Source organism: Candidatus Poribacteria bacterium (genome assembly GCA_028820845.1).
GTDB lineage: Bacteria > Poribacteria > WGA-4E > WGA-4E > WGA-3G > WGA-3G.
In genome coordinates, this window is sequence record JAPPII010000118.1 from 1 (window position 1) to 19,120 (window position 19,120).

Below are 19,120 nucleotides of genomic sequence, written 5' to 3' on the forward strand. Positions count from 1 at the left end.
CGCTCTTAGGCAACGCTTTTAGTAGTCGGACCACAACTTTGATAAATGTCAGTTAATATATTTCAAAGCAAAGAAAAGTGCCTTTTCGTACTTTTTGTCTTCCAATGCCTTCTCTGCAAGGGAGGGCAATTGCCAGAATTCTTGCCGGAGTGCCAAATTAAAACCCCGCGTTTCGAGCCGGTGCTTTAGAAGGTCTTTATAATCTGAGAGAAGTTGACAACCTGGAACCGTCTCGGCTAACCCACAGTAATCTTGGACGATTGCACTATAGTCAACAATGTTGAGACCGTCATAAGTTTTTCGCCAATAAAGGAAGACTGCAACGTCTGGATGCTTTTTGCAGAAGTATTGATAGTTTATCAGTTCGCTTTCGCGTGCTTGGACAAAGTTTCTTGAATGAAACTGGTGGTAACTTATTGCGTCTCGACAGAGCTTATATTCGATTCCGTGTTTATAAAGGCGGTAACCCATTTCGTAATCTTCAATACCCCAGCCTATGAAATTTTCATCGAATAAACCGAGTTCAAGTAAATGGCTTTTGCCTACAGAAACATTGCACGTAACAAAGAAAATCCAAGGAATAAAGAACCCTTTTAAATCTTCTCCATATATCCTACTTATTCTTTCAAAATTGACATCCATCCCGTAGGAAAGGCGAGTCACTTGATTGAAATCAGAATTGATGTCTTCTGCTGCAATCAAAGGATCTTCTGACCGTAGATCGGATAGGTTTTCTTGCTTTGGAAACGACTTTTGCAAATAGGAAAGAATCGCCCGTGGTCTCAGCGCGTCTGGGACAAATGAGAAAACATGTGCGTGGTAACCCCCAACAACCAGATTCCGATTTTGCTGGTGTGGCCTCAGATGGCTCTCAACGAACTGTGAAGGAACTATTTGGTCGTCGTCGATAAAAATGATTGTCTCCCCTTTCGCCCTTAGGATTCCTGCATTTCTCGCGGCGGAACGTCCAGCGTTCTTCTGCTTGACATATACATGCTGAAAGGGAAAGCGTGTGGATGTAGAAAAAAGTTCATGAGTCCCGTCCGTCGAACCGTCATCAATGATAACTACTTCAAAGCTTTCATGTGGATACGTCTGATGGATAAGGGATGTTAGTGTTAACTCCAGAAACTTTTTTTTATTATATGTTGGTATAATAAGGCTTGCATCTAATGTCATTGAAAGCTCCTTTATGTTTTAACCATCGTTAGTTCTTCTGTACTCAATGTCCCAACCGTAAGATTCACACTCGTGTTTGACTAAGTTATAATAATCATCTGCTATGAACTTTGCGATCTCGAGCAATTCATAATATTGACAAACTAACGCATTGTAAGTCAATATATCCACTTGGGATGTACTTAAACGCCAATGGAGGTAGACTTCAACATCAGGATGCTTTTGGCAAAAGTGGGTATAATTCTTTACTTTGCTTACCACACGATCTTCCGTCACGTTATCCCAATGTATTAGTCGGTAAACAAAGGATGCTTTGTCAAGCACGAAATTGAGTCTTTGCTTATATAAGCGATATCCGAATTCAAAGTCTTCTAATCCCCACCCCTTAAAACTCTCATCGAATCCACCGATCTCTACGCAGTGGTGCTTGCTCACGGAGAAATTTGCTGTTGTCAATAACAACCATGGAAGGCGGAATCCATTCAGTTGAGGGGTGTGAATTTCATAAGTCCTTTCCCATCGATCTCTTTCACCGGCATAAGATAAGTGGGCGAGTTTGTCAAATCCATCAGAAAAGTCTTGAGGATGGATTAACATTGTGCCAACGGGAATGCTTCTTAAGTGACGCAAAGCCTCTTGGCGGCTTAACGTTTCTATCAAGAGCCCCTTACGAGGAGAGTCATCTGGGAGCATCTGAGAAAAAGTTAAATATTTGTATCCCAGAACGACAGAATTGTCCCCCTTTTGATGATTTTCCATGTGACTTTCTATGAAAGTTGGGGTCGGAATGCAGTCATCATCAATAAAGATAATCGTTTTGCCGGATGCCTTCTCTATGCCACGATTCCTCGCGCCCGAATACCCTTGGTTTTCCTGATGTGTATAGTTAATTTGATAAGGCACCTTGAGAGACGAAACAAGCGTCTCTGTCCCATCCGTTGAACCATCGTTGATAACAACAACCTCGTACTTTTCTAGAGGATAGGTTTGGAATCCGAGTGCTGTTAAAGTGATCTCAAGAAAATCTTTTTTATTATAGGTTGGAATTACAACACTTACATCAACAGCCATATCCACCTCACTTTATAGAAACACTGCCTATTGAATGAAATACTTCAACGCGTTTCGCTTGAATTGCCCCTGCTTGCTTCAATTGAGCAGTCACTTCACAAGCCACTCGTTGCATATCTTTTAATACCATTTCACCAATATCCCCATTGTAGGCACTTTGCGTATAAAAACCTTCGGGGGTCAGAATAAGTTCATCAGGATGACCGTTGTTCCAGACAATGGTCTCATCGCTGATGCGTTCTACTGAAACTCCCGATTTTAAGGCAAATTGCTCGACTTCCGGAAGATGAATTTTCTCAAGATGCCAACACACTTCATCCGTCGTTGTCTCAATAGGAATAATAACCATGCGTCGATTGGAACGCAAGGACTGAATTTCGCGTGCATCCCATAGCCGATAAGGACGCCCGCTTTGGAATAGGAAATACAATCCAGAAATTGCCTCTCTGAGAGCCGTGAAGGGACCAACTCGGTCCCGATAATAATCGTACAAGAAAGAAGCCTGCAAAAAACGTCCAGCAATCAATTGCCGACCTCCATGAAAATCTGGATTTTCTCTTCCCGTAGAAAATAACATCTTTGAGGTTAGACTCCCCAACCTTTTTGGTTTCAACCTTGATTGGACTCCACTGGGTAATTTGACCTCATAGTCCAGCTGCAGTTTTGCCAATAAACCACAGAAAATTGCTTGGAGTGAATTTTTTTTCAAAGAATGAAATAAGTAGCTCCAATCTAAGTTATCGCCAGCATTTTCTAAACAAGCACTCATATCGTTTAAATCTTTCAATTTCGCGTAGCCGTGACGACTGATGTGTGAGCAGATGATAAGAAGGCAATCCTCTAGCGAAGGCATCAAGACTTCTCGACTACCAACCTTCAGAGAAAGTGCTCGCTTCCATATATCCAAATCAAGAAGTCCATCACCACATCCTGGAAATGCCCCTAGATGTAAATCAAAAGGATAAATTTTTAAATTTCCATCTAGTTCAAGCATCTCGGCGATTCCCAAGATGCCCTTTGGACGCGTTACTGAATACGGATAACTCTCCAAACGGATGCGCTTGGGACGATACCCAACCTGCTTAAAAGCATCAATGACTTCCCATACAACATCTCCGAGAACCACCAAATCTATATCAAACATAGGTCGAAAAGAACCCACCGGATACAAATCTTTAAAACACGCTCCTTTAACAACCATAAAACTGTCTGCGATCCCTTCAGCTGTCCCCGCAAATAACTCCAAATCTGCGAATAACTTCTTTTGATACTCTTTCATTTTTTCTAAGCCTGACCGCGCTTGGACAAGGAAAGCATTGAAACAAGAAATTTCAAATCCGCGAGTTTTAAGGATTTGGAGATTGTGATAAATTTGCGGAGTAACTCCATGAGTTCTAGCAACATTCAACAGATCCATGGCATCAAAATGTCTAACCCCCTGAAGGAGATTTTCCATCTGCTGTATATCCTTTTCCGAGAGAAACAATTTTCCAAGGCATCTTACAAGTTTACTCTGCAAGGTTTCAGAATCTAGTAACATAGATTTTCTCCAAACATCTTTCGTCCATGCCAGTATCGCCCCCAAGACGAACGACCGACAACCCCTGCTTTAAACCACTTGAATATTTACTTCAATCATTTACTCTGTTTGGCTCAAGACAGTCCACTATCTTGTCATAAGCAATAGGCAAGAGATCGTTGTTGAAGTCTAATAAATTTTTTAGGTTCCCTTCATCTAGTAATCTTTCAACAACCTTACCAATAGCCACTTTACTGTGAATCCATTTTCGCAGCGCAGGTTTATACATTCTGATTAAATGTTCAACCAAAGTTCTGAGTTCTATGGATCTATGCTTTACTTTCGCTTCGATTTCCATTTCATGATGGTGAACTTCTAAATTCCGGAAATGGTAGGTAACAGAGTCAATCGTTAGTTCAGCAAATACAAGACCGTCTCCTTCATGTAAAATAATATGTCTAACTTTTCTGTCAATTGTACGGTTCTGAACTACTATTAAGTTTAGATTCTGCATCACAATTTGAGGGGAAGCAAGATCGAAATTGGAACTCTGGTACCGTATGTTTATGCCCCTGTCCATAAGCTCTTCAACACACCTAACTAAGGCATCGTGAGACCAGGGCAATTCAACTTCAAATCGTTCTACGCCTCCCCAATCCGATGATTGTGCGCGATCTTTTAGCGTGAGAAAGAAGTTTGTATCAACCGTTCTAACCCTCAGAGCAAGCAATTGATTCTCTAACAGCTGATCGGGGGTATCAAAGTAAAAATCATGAATAGTTTCAGAATTCCGAGGTACCAACCTATACCTTCCGATTGAACGCAAAAGACTGATCTGATCTATAATTCCCCGCGGCGTCTCTGAACTAACAACTAAGGTCATCTCACGCTCTATTGAGTCCTGAAAGCCTGATGTCATCAAGTTTAGTAATATCCTCTAAAATATTCTGGACCAATTCCTTATGACTTTGACCCAGAAAACGTATTTAGTAAATCCTATGAGTAAATTCCAATAGGAGTAAACTGTTATTTATGAATTGTGTAATCCATTTTCAGATAACCGCTTAGGAATTCGGGTGCCTTGAAAGGATATACTCAAAAATCAAATGCGACATTTCATCTGCAGTCGTTCCATCTGTGTGATAGACTACGAACCATCTCCGTTCTTTGGCAAATTGTAAAAGCGTTTGACGGATTTGTGCTTGGTACTTGCAGTATGATTCAAAATCATCACCGCTAAATCCATCCCATTTCCCCATTTCTATGTTTTTAAATTTTGATCTTCTTTTCCAAGCGAGCTGCGGATCTATATCAAGCATAACAACAAGGTCGGGCTCATCAGTGGCATCAAAAATTGAAAAGAGCCACTCCTTATCAAAACCTTTATTTATGAATTTTGCGACAAAACGGTAATACCAGCTGTCAAATAGAATCAAGTTCCTCTGAGACCGATCACTTTTCAACCTAACACTCTGTATTGAAAACCAAGCTGCCATTAAAAACAGCCAATAATAATCCCCAAATACATTGTGCTTTTGTTCACCGAGGTTGGGGGGCCATAGAACTTCCCGTAATTTCGATACCTGATCTCGTATGTAAGGATGATCGAAGTCCGTAGAAGACTTTTCATGATATTGAATCTGCGGAATTCTATATTTTAGTTTTTCGTAAACCATCCTTGATATTGTGGTTTTTCCTGACCCATCAATACCCTCAAATGTTAGTAACATTTTTATTTCTCACTTTCATTGATTTAGTATAAGTCTTCATCAAACGCAACCTTGGATTAGTGTTTATACGGATCGATTCTTTGCTGGAAGTAGATAAAAATCATCAGTTTCATCTCTCCCAACAAATTCCCACCAGAACTTCAATCTACATAAGGTCTTAGACTTAAAAAAGACGTGCTTCCTAATCTTTCAATCTATTGTGCAATGTCCGTACGCTAATCCCTAATATCCTCGCCGTTTTCGTCCGATTTCCGTTCTGCCACGCCAAAGTGTCGCGGATGAAGGCTTCTTCAACAACCTTGAGGCTTGTACCGAGGGGAATATGGGTGGCTTGTCGGCTTTCAGATGCAAGTGCTTCTTGTGGAACGTTCGCGGGTGGCTGTCCAAACGCCAAAATTTCTTCAGGCAGATGTCTGGGTAGGATAACCTCTTCGTCGCTCAGGAGCACTGCACTGATTAATGCGTTTTCCAATTCTCTGACATTTCCTGGCCAGGGATAGGTTTGCAGACGGTCGAGTGTCTCTGGTGCCATTTTACGCACCGGCCGGTTGTAAGTCTTGCAATGTTGTTTGACAAAGTATTCCGCTAACACGCGAATGTCTTCTCGCCGTTCGCGTAAGGAGGGTAAAGCAACAGAAACAGCCTTCAGGCGATAGTAAAGATCTTTGCGGAAAGTGCCATTTTCAACCGCTTTTGCAAGGTGACAGTGCGTCGCTGCAACAACGCGAACATTCACTGGAATAGGCTTCGTTCCGCCGAGACGTTCAATCTCGTTTGTTTCAATAACTCGTAACAACTTTGCTTGCAAAGCAAGCGGCATATCCCCAATTTCATCAAGGAAAAGTGTGCCGTTGTGCGCCCTTTGAAATCTGCCGATATGTTGTGTTTTCGCGTCGGTAAACGCGCCTTTTTCATGTCCAAACAATTCACTCTCAAGCAGCATATCGGGAATCGCTGCGCAGTTGAGAGAAATCATCTTATTTCGCGCCCGCTCGCTGTTCTGATGTAAAGCACGTGCTATCAACTCTTTACCCGTCCCTGTTTCACCACAAATCAGTACTTTCGCTATTGTATCTGCGATTTTATCAACCTGTTTGAGAACTTTGAGCATCTGTGGACTTCTTCCAATAATGCTCTCGTAATTGCCGCGTAATGTATTTTCTGGGAGTCGACGAGAAGGGGCAAATTGCGGGATTCTGGGTTTTGTAATTGAGTGCGGTCCGTCTACGTGCTGTTGCGATGTATCTCCTTTGGTTCTATGAAGCATTACTTTTCCTATCTTTTTGAATTGAAATGTGGACGCTATCTATCTTATACCAATTCTAATTGATAATTCCTCTTAAAAGGTTGACTATTTTTCAGCGATGCTCGGTGCGGTTAGAAACCGCACCTACCGGGTGTGGTGTGAGTGGGTTCGGTTAATGCGAGATAAACTTTTAGAAATGGTATTACCTACCTTTTATACAATTTTCTACATCTTGTGGACCTCATAATATAATAACGCGGTTGAAGTGAAGTAAGGTTGCATAAAATGCATTGGACTGGAAAAAAGTGCGCTAACCCATGAAAAACTGTGTTAATTTTCGGTTGGATAGTAAATTTCCCAGACTTTAACGAGTGCCTTCGTAAAGTTTTCTGTCGGATAAATAGGCAGAAACGCGCTGCTGGGTTCTCCGCGTAGAAACGGTGCCGTAGCGGTTTCTTTACCCGTCAGCATGAGATGGGTTGCGGCGTGAGATTTCAGAAACTCCAACGCTTCGCGTTCAGTCTCAGCGAAATTAACGTGCTGTCGGTAGAGTGCTATCCGATGAGGCATGTAGTGGTCCTGATCAACAATAGTTTTAACCCCAGCGAGTACATTGAGCTGATTCCCGTGGTTCCAGTCGGCAGCTACAACAGCAGTGGAAGGTAGATTGTGCTTCATCCAAGCGAACGCCTGAGCGAGGCTGCCTCTTCCGGGTGTTGCTCTGTGAGATTTGATGGCAGTGGACATGGTACGATTTGCGTGCCCACCGACAGGTGCCCAGAACAGAATCAAGGTCAGCATTAGTGCGGGAATCGCTGTTTTTAAGAGAAGTTGGGGTAGGCGGTGTTTTACTTTAGCGGCATAAAAAGTGGTAAGGAAAAGGATAAGGTCCGCGGTAAAGAAGGCAATGGATACCCCAACAAAAAAGTTGAAGCGTTCTGCATCGCGTGTGAGTGCGATCCAGAAGAGCGACCATACGGCAAAGGTGATGTAGATGAGTTCATTCTCAACGGCAGCTTTTCGTTGCCATGCAAGCACAAGAAATCCGATGAGACAGGTAGCAATTGCGATACTGAATAAGAAATTGCCAACGAATACCCCAAAAAAGGAATCAAGTACGCTCCGATAAAAGGTTGTTCCGGTGAAGAGTATCAGCGAAACCGCAAATACCACTCCTTTCATTCTCCAAAATCGGAAGACTAACATGATAACCCCAAGACTCCCCAACATAAAGACACTGCCGTAGTGGGTCATCCAATACATCAGAAAAGTGCTTTGCAGTTCCTCAATACTCTGCATCAGCGTGCTTTGACTGAAAGGAACGGTGGTATCGGCAAAAGTGCCGCGTTGTATAAGGATATAACCGAGGCCGAGGGCAACACTTGCGAGGGTTAATCCGAGTGCGAGGGTGCGAGCGTGTCGTCGGAGATTCGCGGCAAAGGGGGACCTTGTGATGAGAAAATGCCGGAGGTAACGGATACCCAAAAGTGCAATCGGTGGTACGAGCATCAGGGCAGCGATGTGTGTCGAAAAGCCTTGCCCACTTCGATACGCCGCGGATGCAAGGTAGAGCAGTGGCACAAAGATACATACCCAGAGTAGATAGAATTCCAACCCATCTTCAGTTTCGGAGGTGAGAAATCGCCAGATTTCAATACAAAGGACGATGCTGAGAAAAACACCAAAGCCTTCCCAACTGAGCCCTCCAAGGAATACAACAAAACCGCTGGCGATTGTCCATAAAAGACGTTTGCGTGGATGATGCGGCTGTAGCGAGGTAAGATAGGTTGTGACAGCAAGGATACCGAGCATCAGGCACCAACTGTCTCTATCTCCAAAGCCAGCCGTACTCCGGGCGATCGCACCTGGGAGGGTCGCCAGAAGCACACCAACAATGCTCGAAAAAAGGACCCCAAAGGTTCGGGAGAAAAAGAGGCAAAGCACCCCAAGCCCTATGCAAAAGCAGACAACAGGCATATAAACGGTAACATGATACAGGGTGACGCTCGGAAATATCCACGCGACCGCTTTGTGAACGTAAGCGAGGGCATAACTGTAGAGATTGAGGGTTTGCCCTAAATCTCTACCGAGGGGCAGCCATCGACGCATATCCCGCTCTGGCAACTGCCCGTGTTCAGAGATGAGTTGCGCTTGCCGATAATAGAGATAACCATCCGAGCCAGTTAGCTGCCCCGATGGAACATTCGTGATGCCTTGGAAACGAATGAACGCGGCAAGGCATAAGATACTAACAATCAGAAGGGTAATACTTAATTTTTTTATCTTCATAATATAGTAAAGCCGATAATTACTTATACGCTGTACATCAGCGAGGTTAGGAAATCTCGCCTACCGTAGGTCGGGAGTGCAAATTTATTTTTAGAATGCACTATAATACTGACAAGTTTGACAAATTAGCAACTTATACCAATTCTAATTGATAATTCCTCTTAAAAGGTTGGCTATTTTTCAGCACTGCTCGGTGCGGTTAGAAACCGCACCTACTGGGTGTGACGTGAGTGGGTTCGGTTAATGCGAGATAAACTTTTAGAAATGGTATTACTTTACAGTGAAACCTGAAAATAATACCAATTCTAATTGATAATTCCTCTTAAAAGGTTGACTATTTTTCAGCACTGCTCGGTGCGGTTTCTAACCGCACCTACCGGGTGTGACGTGAGTGGGTTCGGTTAATGCGAGATAAACTTTTAGAAATGGTATTACTTTACAGTGAAACCTGAAAATAATACCAATTCTAATTGATAATTCCTCTTAAAAGGTTGACTATTTTTCAGCACTGCTCGGTGCGGTTTCTAACCGCACCTACCGGGTGTGACGTGAGTGGGTTCGGTTAATGCGAGATAAACTTTTAGAAATGGTATTACTTTACAGTGAAACCTGAAAATAAGTTGACACTTCACGATAGCGAACCCAGATCGCTCGCTCGTAGGGGCTGGGTAACCCAGCCCCTACGGTTCACTGTGCAGCAGCCTTTTGGCGTTTACGTTTCTCCATAAACTCTCGGAACTTTGCGAGACGTTCCTTACAGCAGCTGCACCCTTTCTTTGTTTTGATAGCGGTGTTCCCAATAGGTGCTGTTGCTATTTGTCGGGGTGTATCAGTTGGCAGCGTGTCGGTTGCATAACCAACGAAAACGGCGGAGATTGCAACGACAGTGAGTATGATAACAGTGAATAGAATATATGTATCTTTCATTTTTGGTTAGTTCTCCTATCTTTTCTGGAAGAGATTTTTGACATAAGTTGCGATTCCTGGAATAGCAGGCTCCTTGAGCTCAGGGACGGCATTGACATCCTCCACATCTGTAACAATACGTACAGCATTTTTCCGAATCTCCTGTGCCCATTCCAAGTCGCCGACGTATCCGTTGAAATACCCACGCATCCAGACGCGATGTGCTTCATCTTCGGCTCGGAACTGTGCTATTACGTTGAGTGTTCCGCGGACACTTTCCGCATCCGTCGCCGTAGTAGAAAGTCCTGCCTCCAGAAAGAGTTCAGCAAGGCGTTTTCGCATTGCAGGTTCATAATCGGCATAATCGCCAGTTGGAAAGTGCTCGCGGAACCTTTCTTCTTGCGCCATGCGTCCAGAACTCAGGCCTTTCGATTCAAGGAAGCTCCACCAGAGGTCGAGATCTATTCCAATCCGTTCATCTTGCTTCTTTTGGTATTCCATATACTCTGGAGAGTTAACGGCTTCATGGAGTAATCTCCAATAGGTATTGTTTTCCGTGTCAACCCCCGTAAACTCCATCATTGCAAGGAAGGTCTCTTTTCCTTTAAGGGCGCGTTCTTCTGGGGTGAGTTCTTTTACTTGTTCTATGGGTGGATCTGTTTTCAAGACCTGGGTTATGTTATCTGCATTAGGAGTCGTCTCGGTGGACTTTTCCATGGGTGCAATCTGATCTAATTGAAGTACGAACCATACACCAATACCGATTACAACCATTATTGCAAGTACACTGAGTGTATATATCATCTCGGTTTTCATTTTTCGCATTCCTAATATAGTCAATATATGAGAGGCTATAGCTGCTTCTTTGGTAAGCAGCTACAGCGACCAATTGTCTTAAAGGCACTTACTGCGATAATCGCTACAAGTTTGCATTGCTTCGGCTTGTGCGTTTTCACACCGTTCTACATTACCACTGGCACAAGCAGTAGATGCACTCTCTTGCGCATCACTACAATCATCTGCAAGTTGCTTACAATCATCACTATCACTCGCTTCTGCATTCTGGACCACCACGTGAAATGTTCCGAAGCCAAATACGAGTGCAAAGAGTACGACGAGGGCTGGAATACTTGCGACTAAAGTAGATTTCATTTTTAATTCTCTCCTTTTTTGCTCCTTGACAGAGCTGGACTTTACAAACACCCTAAGTGGGCAATTTTCTTAAATTTCTCACCCTCTCAGGGAAGTGGATTTTCAAACACGCTAAACATGTATATATCAGGACTTACGCAATCTTGACCGTCGGGTACCTTGTTAGATGGGGTTCTCTGAAGAACATAGACGTTTGAGTGGCACAACCTAACAGGTTATGCTACAAAAGAGCATCCTGCGTAAACCCTATCTATAAAGAAGCAATTTACGTGCCAATCGTAAGATCCCATACCGTTAGGGATTTCATCAAAATACAACTCTGCATATTTTACGCACTCGGCAAATTTTGCATACCTAACTCTGCGTATTTTGCATAAAGCCAATGGATAGTCTGAAACTGAACTCCACTGACCGTGGCACAGGGTCATTCAGTTTTCCAATAATTTACGTCCGGAAGCCCGAACTTGTTCGGGAAAAGTGTGCTGCCCCGAATAAATTCGGGCTTCCATCAAGAGAAATCCTTTACGTAGGTAAACTTATCTCTTAAAACTAAACAGCCCTGGACGGTGGAACTAAAGTCCTTGCAAAAAATGAGCGTCTTTAGTAAACTAATACCAATTCTAATTGATAATTCCTCTTAAAAGGTTGACTATTTTTCAGCGATGCTCGGTGCGGTTAGAAACCGCACCTACCGGGTGTGGTGTGAGTGGGTTCGGGTAATGCGAGATAAACTTTTAGAAATGGTATAACAATGGTGCGGAAATAAGACTTTCATTATGTTTGCGGATAATAGATTTGGGAAATTGTCGAACTGTTGGGATATTTTTCGTAAAATCGCATTTTATGCAACCTTTGGGTCTCACATACGCGTTATTATATAATAAAGCCTTTATCTTTATTTTTTGGAGCGAAGCGAGATGCAAACCCATGATTATGACTTAATTCGGCGTGTTTTAGATGGAGATGAAAATGCCTTTACTGTGCTGGTCAAGAAACACCAGAAGTGGATTCACACACTGGTGTGGCAGAAGATAGGCGACTTTCACATCGCCGAGGAGCTCACACAAGACGTTTTTTTAAAAGCATACAAAAAGTTGCCAATACTGAAACCGCCGTATAATTTTGCAGGATGGCTTTATGTAATTGCGACGCGTCGATGCATCGCTTGGCTACGAAAGAAACAGCCTCGCACGACCTCTTTGGACGCAATGCCAGCGGCTCAAATTGAGGAACTTTCTTATGTCGAATATGACGGGAGATGCGCTGAAGATGCGGACCTCGAATTCAAACGTGCCGCCGTTAAACGTCTCCTTGAGAAGCTGCCGGAGAGCGAACGCACCGTCGTAACAATGCATTATCTATCAGAAATGCCGTGTGAAAAGATTAGCGAATCCTTAGGTGTATCACCGAATACGGTTAAGAGTCGCCTCCATCGTGCGCGCAAGCGCTTAGCGGGTCAAGAGGCACTGCTTCATGATGCCTCGGGTGTTTTCCAAGTTCCGCCAACCCTGATTGCGAATATCATGCAAGAAGTGGCTCGTATCCAACCGACTCCGCCGCCTATGGGTAAACCTTGGTCCCCATGGGTTTTCTCCTTCGCATCAACGTTTCTTCTTATTCTGGTGACAGGTTTCGGTACCCGGGCGTTATTTCGTTTCCAGCAGCCCTACAGTTTAGATGCGACAGCAGAGATGACGATTGAATTGGTAGAGGCACCCGTTGTGCTTCCGCTGAAATTGAAACCCGATACGCGAACCCAACTCGGAAATGTTGATACCCTTGGTAAGAATAGTGGATCTGGTCAACAACTCGGACTGAGTTCGGTTCCACCCTTGCTGCCGAAAGAGGCAAACGTTCCCGCGACAGAACTGCAATGGACTCAGGCGAAAGGTATAGGATCGGTCTCAGGTGCTGGGCTCTTTCTCGCCGCCGACCAATCACTCTACGCTGCTATGAAAGCCGGTCTCTATCGTCTCACAGCGGCAGCAGACGCTTGGAAACTCGTCAGTGCCAGCGGTCCCGCTCAGGAATTCGGTCGGATCATGGCAGCGCGCGGCGATACGTTTTATATGGTTACATCCGACGCGCTTTTAGCCTCAACAAATAACGGTAAAACGTGGACGGATCTCGGCTCCCGCCCGGAAGGGCAGGCAGTTGCCTTGGTTATTACCGATGGATTTCAAGCACAGGGTCCACAGAACGCCGATAAGACCCTGTATCTGATCCTGAGAACAGAGGTGTTTCGTTCTCAGGACGGCGGTAAGGCATGGCAACCTATTGGGGAGGTTTTGCAATCCGATACTGCGCCGGATGTAGGCACTCTCAATTTCCGTATTTGGGACGCGCTTGCCGTTGATAACACCTTGTTTGTTGGAACAAGTCGAGGGCTCTTCCGGTTTGCTAATCATTGGAAAAAATTGCCGGTCCCTACAGAACACAGTATTAGTTCGTTAGCAGTCTCCGAGGACAGAATCTACGTCGGGACAAACACAGATCTGCTGCATAGCCCCACGGCACAAGCCTTCTATTCGACCGACTTTGGTAATTTATGGACCGATATTACACCCAGTAACCAAGAATACCCGACTAAGATGACGGCCTCAATCAGGGTCGTTCCGGTCGGGAAGAGGCTTATATTGATGGGTTTTAGTGGAGTGTTACGCTCCGATGACGGTGGCGAGACGTGGATGGATCCTGGAAAGGACCCAAACGCCTTTGGACCGGTTCCCACTATAGCGTTGGATGAGAACAATTTTTATAGAGCTTATCATGGTGGAATAACACGCTCAACAGACGGCGGTCTCACCTGGCACCCTTTTATGACAGGAATCCCGAATTCCGATATCCGAGATATAAAAACTGTTAAAAACGTTCTCTACGCAGCCACCGCTGGAAACATTGCTAAATCAAAAGACGGTGGTGAATCTTGGGAGCCCGTTAACATGGTCGATGGATATAAACTTGGGGTTCCGAAGATCGAAGCAACCGCTACGACTCTTTATGTAAGCACCACTCTCTATATAAGCCCCGGTTATGATCGTCGAACGCAACTTTTTCATCTCTTGGTTGGAGACGATACCCTCAGACATGTCCAAGATATGCCAGATTTTGAGGAAGACTACCTACAAACTGAATGGCAGAAAAGGGTCCAAAGCGCAAGGGAAACAAACGTCAAGGTTCATGAAACGGAACAGTTATGGTGGAAAAATAGGTCTCTTGTCCTTCAAGAAGATGCTGCCAACGGTGGTTTCACGCTTGCCGGAGAAACGGTTTTTATGGAACATCGGCGGAAACTTTTCAGGTGGCATCCCAGCGAGACAGAATGGTATTACACCGGTTTAGAAGATCAGGGAGAGCCTCTGCCTACGTACGGAAAAGGCTTCACGCTTGGTGTCTCGCGAAATGTTGTTTACGCGGGTAAGCGGGACGGACATCTCTTTCAGTCTTTAGATAATGGAAACACTTGGAGCGACATCACCGAAAACCTTGGGTTTCCGTTTACCTACTTTAAAGAGATTGTAGTCGTGGGTTCAACTGTCTATATTTCAACGGATGCGGGTGTGATGAATTCTTACGATGCTACAACCTGGCACGCTCTCGGTGATACTGATGGGCATATACTCACTATGAATCGGATTGCGACAGATGGTTCGAGACTTTACGGTGTGTGTGATACCGGTGTCTATCAGGTAAACAATCATACAAACACGTGGCGGCAGATTACTTCAGAAGTCCCATCCACCACAGTCACCTCCCTTGCTGCGACTGGTGGCACCCTCTACATAGGCACAGAAGATAATGGGGTGTTCCGCCTCCAGCACATCTATCCAGAGCTCCGTGTATCAAATTTACCTTAAAAAAGCTGTTGTGCTGCTTGTAGACGTTCAGGTGACCCGATATCTATCCAACCGGCGTTGGCCTTAAGAACATAGAGGTTTTCTAATTTGGGAAGGACATCGTAGGAGAGAGAGAACACATCGTTCTCAGGAAATTTATGAACGATTGTACTGTTGAAGAGGTAGACACCGGCATTGATGTATCCGCTTCGTAGCGCGGTGGGTTTTTCCAGAAATGCTGTAATTTGTCCTGCGTTTGAAGAGATAATTTCGCCGTAAGGGCGGGTATCATCTACCCAGACACCCAATAGTAACCCCTCCATGTTTTCTCGAAAGGTAGATACCATTTGCTTGAGGGAAAAATCACGCCATAAGACATCTCCATTCAATACAAAGAACGGAGAATCGTGTATATGCTGCATTGCATTTTTGATGGCACCGCCGGTGTCGAGTTTTTTGTTTTCTTTGCAGTAACGAACAGGAATCCCTTCGTAAGCCTCGCCAATAGTGTCTCGGAGTACATCGTGGAGGTGTCCGGTAGCGAGGACGAGCTCCTGGACCCCAACCTCTTTTAGCAAATCGCACTGCCATTCAAGAATAGAACGGTTTTTGACTTTCAGGAGGAGTTTCGGGGTTCGTTTAGCGGTTGCTCCGAGACGTGTTGCACTCCCACCACATAAAATAATTGCTTGCATATTGTATCCTTCTCAATTCTTATCAGAACAAACGAAAAATCCAAGCGAATCAACTTCGTGTCAGAAGGATAATCCTTCTGACACGCCATTGCTCGTTTCTAAAGCGGCTTCGGTTTCGGGTTTTCTCCGGGATCAGGCATTGGCTTGGGTTCTGGGATTGGATCTGGCTGCACGATGCTGAGGTCTGGAATTTCGATGTCTCGCAGTCCGGAAACGTCATAGAGAGAAGTTCCCATCTCTTGGGATATTTGCCCTATCTTTGCCTTGGAAGGCGTTACAATGAGGAAAAACAAACACCCTAAAGACAATGCGTAATGTAACCATTTCATAATTTTACCTCCTTTCTAAAATGTCTGTTAGTGGACATTACTGGCAGGGCGTGCCGCTTGCTCGTAACAGATGGTTTGCTCGAAATTGGTGGTTATCGACTAAAATGGTTGGAGAGGCTCTAATACCCAATTCAGCGGCACGCTTAATGTTTTCTCGAAAGAGTTGTTCGGCTTCCGGGCTATCGAAAAGCGTCTGGATTTTCTCGACATCAATGTCAAGTTTCTGCGCGCACGCCTCCCAGCTTTGATTCAGTTTTTTTCCACGGCATAGAATATAGTCCAGATACTTATCAGGGTATTCTTTCGCTATTAGCAACTGCCGAATATTCTCTGCGACTTCGGGGTATCCGTGTAAACTGGTGAAGGGTGTTATATCTTTCAGAGAAATGCTCTCCTTCTCTTGGGCAATAAATCGGAGTTTGAAGTCAATTGTGTCGCCAAATTTCTTGACAATCGGGATCAGTTTCTCCTCCGCCTGAACCCCGTAAGGGCAGTAACTCATGACAAACAGTTCCAACGTCGGTTTCCCCATGCGTGAGACACGAGATGCTAACAATTCCTCAAGGTTCATCGGTTCTCGACTGTGGTCTACATCTTTGGTGTGCAGTGCGACAACCTCTGTGAATCCGGGAGAATGTTTTGTGTCATGACATTTAAGACAAAGGGAAGTCTCAGCAGCGAGCCGAATATTCGTCTTTTTGGGATTACCGACGTGTTGTTTACCAGGACCGTGGCAAGTTTCACATTGGACTCCTTTGAACGCTGATTTTTCGTCGCCGATTTGGAACCCTGTTTGGTAACCGAAGCCAGTGGTATGGCATGAGACGCAATTTGGATCGAAGTAGCGCTCCTTTTTCAAAAGGGTTTCAAAGGCGAAAGCGTGCCGCGTAGCAGACCACTGAAGGTATTCTTGCTCATGGCAGTCCTGACACGCCGATGCCGACACATATCCGTTTTTTGTCTGCTGCTCCAGCAGTTGATCAGTGAAAAGTGGCTGATGTTCAGAAGATTCAGCGACTTCGCGGTAAAAGTCGGTTAACAACTGGCGCAGGGATTCATCTTCTGGAACATCGCCTGTCAGTGCAAGTTGCGTGGGGTGGTGTCGCGTGAGTTCACCTTCTGAATTCACCCAGAGTGCCAAAAATCCCAATGTTTTCCCTTCGGGGGTCGAACCTACGTAAAGTGTTCCGTCCGCTTGTTGTCCGAGTTCTGCTTCTTCAGGACTGATGACAACGTCAATCTCTCGTGGTTCTGCCGATGTCTGCTCTCCCAAGGCAATGAGAATATCAGCGTCTGGCAGTTCACCGTTGTTTGAAGCGTTTATAAGGGCAACAGTGGTCTTACCAACAGTTTTTAGCACAAAGGGTCGCGTATGAATGTGGCCCTCGCCGAGAAATGGGAATGATGCAGCATCACGATGTTCACTGATATAAGTATCACCGTAAGCGAGGTCACTTTGACTCAATGCTACCGCGTCGTATCCCATCATAGACATCGCCTTGAGATTTATCTGACACCGTCGTGTGTCTATGGCCTCGGTGCCATCAAAAATATTCCCGGCATCAACCAAGAGCGCGGGGATTCCATATTTACGGATTTGCGAAACAAGGTGGGCGCGTCTCGGTAATCCACCTGACTGTTCCTGATAGCATCCACAAGGCTCCAAATGGCTTTTGGTGCCACCGGTGTACAGGATAATGACAGAAGGAAGCTCTTCGCCTTTAAGGATTGAAAGTGTAGTTTCAAGGGTTTCGCCTATCGGTTGACGCGCATGTTGCTTAATTTCTTGAATCTGTTGCTGTCTACGAGACTCCGCCCAATGCGTATACAGCGGCGGAACCCCTATGACAAGCGTTAGTAGAATTAAAGTGACGATAGCAAGTTTCATTATTAAAAAAACCTATTTAAAAGGGAGATTATCCCGAGGTGAAAGGGGCCCTTACAAAGCACCGTCAACAATCCCCCGAATACAATGACGGGTGCGAAACGAATGGCAGGCTGGATCCGAATTCTGTTGTCGAAGTGTGCAAAGGCATTCTGTTTGACTAAATTTTGTAATTTACGAATTGTTGCCGCGGAGAGTCCGACTGGGTCGGTCGTTATCAACTCAGTTCCTTGGCGTTCCTTTTTGTCTACTTGCTTATCATAATGAACACTCCCGTCGGCCTGCTCCATTTTGAAGATGTATTCGCTGAGAATCATCCCGACCTGGAGGTTTGACACCTCGACTATCCGATCAAAAGCGATACTTGCTAACTGAAGCACGAACTGTTTCGCTACTACAAAGATAAGCAAATAAAAGATGAAGAAAAAGGCGAGTCCACCGAGCAGCAGCCCGATGGAGGGTGCGTTTTTGAACATTAGCCAACCGCTGCCAAACAGTACAATGACGACAGATGTCGGTGTTTTCAAAAAGGGACCTAATACTTTCTGTACGCCGCCAAAAATAGCCAACGCCAAGATAAGCTGCATCACCCGATCTAACTGCCATTCTATAATTTCAAAAAGATAGGTAAGTCCGGCACCAATAAGAATAAACTGGAGTAGTCCGAACAATTTCTCCAACACCGCATCTCGATTGAGAGATGCCTTGATGAGTTGGATGATCATCGTACCAGTTCCACGTACCCGGATTAACTGGACGATGAGATAGCCTATCGCTATGATCGTGTAAGGGATGATGATATTGAGTGCCAATGCTATAGGCGGGAATATCAACGTCTCTTGGATATGTCCAAACCACCATGGCGGTAGTATTAAACAGAGTCCCCAAAAGAACTTAGAGTCACCCGGCGAGAAGATACCAAACGTATAGAACGCGATGGCAATTGCACCACTCACCGCGAATGTGATTGCAATATTCACGGGTGTGGTGAGCCCAAGGAACCAACCCATTAGTTGCCCGAGAGTGCCAGCATAAATGAGACACATCGAACAAAGATTGGGTATCTTATGGGTTTTTATATCCGTATAGCAAGCATAACCACAAAAAGCAAATGCTATAGAGAGTAAGATGATTTCGTACGTAAATGTGTTCACAGAAACTCCCAGTAATAAATTTAAGTGAATTCTTTAGTCGTTTACTATTGTTATACCAATTCTAATTGATAATTCCTCTTAAAAGGTTGGCTATTTTTCAGCACTGCTCGGTGCGGTTAGAAACCGCAC

General features: G+C 44.7%; 15 protein-coding genes. 1 reads left to right on the forward strand and 14 read right to left on the reverse strand.

The window, feature by feature from the left end; all coding sequences use genetic code 11:
• Positions 1-48 precede the first annotated feature (48 nt).
• The 10 genes from OXN25_22270 to OXN25_22315 all read right to left on the reverse strand — a co-directional run bounded on the left by OXN25_22270 (position 49) and on the right by OXN25_22315 (position 11,092).
• Complete coding sequence (locus OXN25_22270; GenBank protein MDE0427589.1) at positions 49-1,179, reverse strand: glycosyltransferase; 1,131 nt, start codon at positions 1,177-1,179, stop codon at positions 49-51.
• A gap of 18 nt (positions 1,180-1,197) precedes the next feature.
• Entirely contained in the window at positions 1,198-2,250 is a 1,053-nt protein-coding gene (locus tag OXN25_22275) for a glycosyltransferase (protein ID MDE0427590.1), read from the reverse strand.
• Between the two features lie 7 nt (positions 2,251-2,257).
• Positions 2,258-3,790 carry a nucleotidyltransferase family protein gene (locus OXN25_22280; GenBank protein MDE0427591.1) on the reverse strand — a complete coding sequence of 511 codons (1,533 nt, stop codon included), beginning with the start codon at positions 3,788-3,790 and terminating at the stop codon, positions 2,258-2,260.
• A gap of 91 nt (positions 3,791-3,881) precedes the next feature.
• Complete coding sequence (locus tag OXN25_22285; GenBank protein MDE0427592.1) at positions 3,882-4,688, reverse strand: CYTH domain-containing protein; 807 nt, start codon at positions 4,686-4,688, stop codon at positions 3,882-3,884.
• A 145-nt stretch (positions 4,689-4,833) separates the two neighbouring features.
• Positions 4,834-5,499, reverse strand: coding sequence for a hypothetical protein (locus tag OXN25_22290; GenBank protein ID MDE0427593.1), 666 nt, complete (start codon positions 5,497-5,499; stop codon positions 4,834-4,836).
• Positions 5,500-5,680: 181 nt separating this feature from the next.
• Positions 5,681-6,766: a sigma-54 dependent transcriptional regulator gene (locus tag OXN25_22295; protein ID MDE0427594.1), complete on the reverse strand. Its 1,086-nt coding sequence runs from the start codon at positions 6,764-6,766 to the stop codon at positions 5,681-5,683.
• A 309-nt stretch (positions 6,767-7,075) separates the two neighbouring features.
• Positions 7,076-9,034, reverse strand: coding sequence for a hypothetical protein (locus tag OXN25_22300; GenBank protein ID MDE0427595.1), 1,959 nt, complete (start codon positions 9,032-9,034; stop codon positions 7,076-7,078).
• Positions 9,035-9,721: 687 nt separating this feature from the next.
• The gene (locus OXN25_22305) at positions 9,722-9,961 is read right to left on the reverse strand and encodes a hypothetical protein (GenBank protein ID MDE0427596.1); all 240 of its coding nucleotides are present in this window, start codon (positions 9,959-9,961) and stop codon (positions 9,722-9,724) included.
• A gap of 15 nt (positions 9,962-9,976) precedes the next feature.
• A complete protein-coding gene (locus tag OXN25_22310) occupies positions 9,977-10,756 on the reverse strand; it encodes a hypothetical protein (GenBank protein ID MDE0427597.1) in 780 nt (259 codons plus the stop codon).
• Positions 10,757-10,834: 78 nt separating this feature from the next.
• On the reverse strand, positions 10,835-11,092 hold the full coding sequence (locus tag OXN25_22315; GenBank protein MDE0427598.1) for a hypothetical protein: 258 nt from the start codon (positions 11,090-11,092) through the stop codon (positions 10,835-10,837).
• 917 nt (positions 11,093-12,009) lie between these two features.
• Here OXN25_22315 and OXN25_22320 point away from each other — a divergent pair.
• Positions 12,010-14,949 (forward strand): sigma-70 family RNA polymerase sigma factor, encoded by a 2,940-nt coding sequence (locus tag OXN25_22320; GenBank protein MDE0427599.1) that lies wholly within the window; start codon positions 12,010-12,012, stop codon positions 14,947-14,949.
• Here the strand turns inward: OXN25_22320 and OXN25_22325 are convergent.
• From OXN25_22325 to OXN25_22340, 4 genes are all read right to left on the reverse strand, one after another.
• Entirely contained in the window at positions 14,946-15,623 is a 678-nt protein-coding gene (locus tag OXN25_22325) for a sugar phosphate nucleotidyltransferase (GenBank protein ID MDE0427600.1), read from the reverse strand. The genes OXN25_22320 and OXN25_22325 overlap by 4 nt on opposite strands.
• 98 nt (positions 15,624-15,721) lie before the next feature.
• Entirely contained in the window at positions 15,722-15,952 is a 231-nt protein-coding gene (locus OXN25_22330; GenBank protein MDE0427601.1) for a hypothetical protein, read from the reverse strand.
• 37 nt (positions 15,953-15,989) lie between these two features.
• Positions 15,990-17,840, reverse strand: coding sequence for a multiheme c-type cytochrome (locus OXN25_22335; protein MDE0427602.1), 1,851 nt, complete (start codon positions 17,838-17,840; stop codon positions 15,990-15,992).
• 2 nt (positions 17,841-17,842) lie between these two features.
• The gene (locus OXN25_22340; GenBank protein MDE0427603.1) at positions 17,843-18,991 is read right to left on the reverse strand and encodes a hypothetical protein; all 1,149 of its coding nucleotides are present in this window, start codon (positions 18,989-18,991) and stop codon (positions 17,843-17,845) included.
• Positions 18,992-19,120 lie beyond the last annotated feature (129 nt).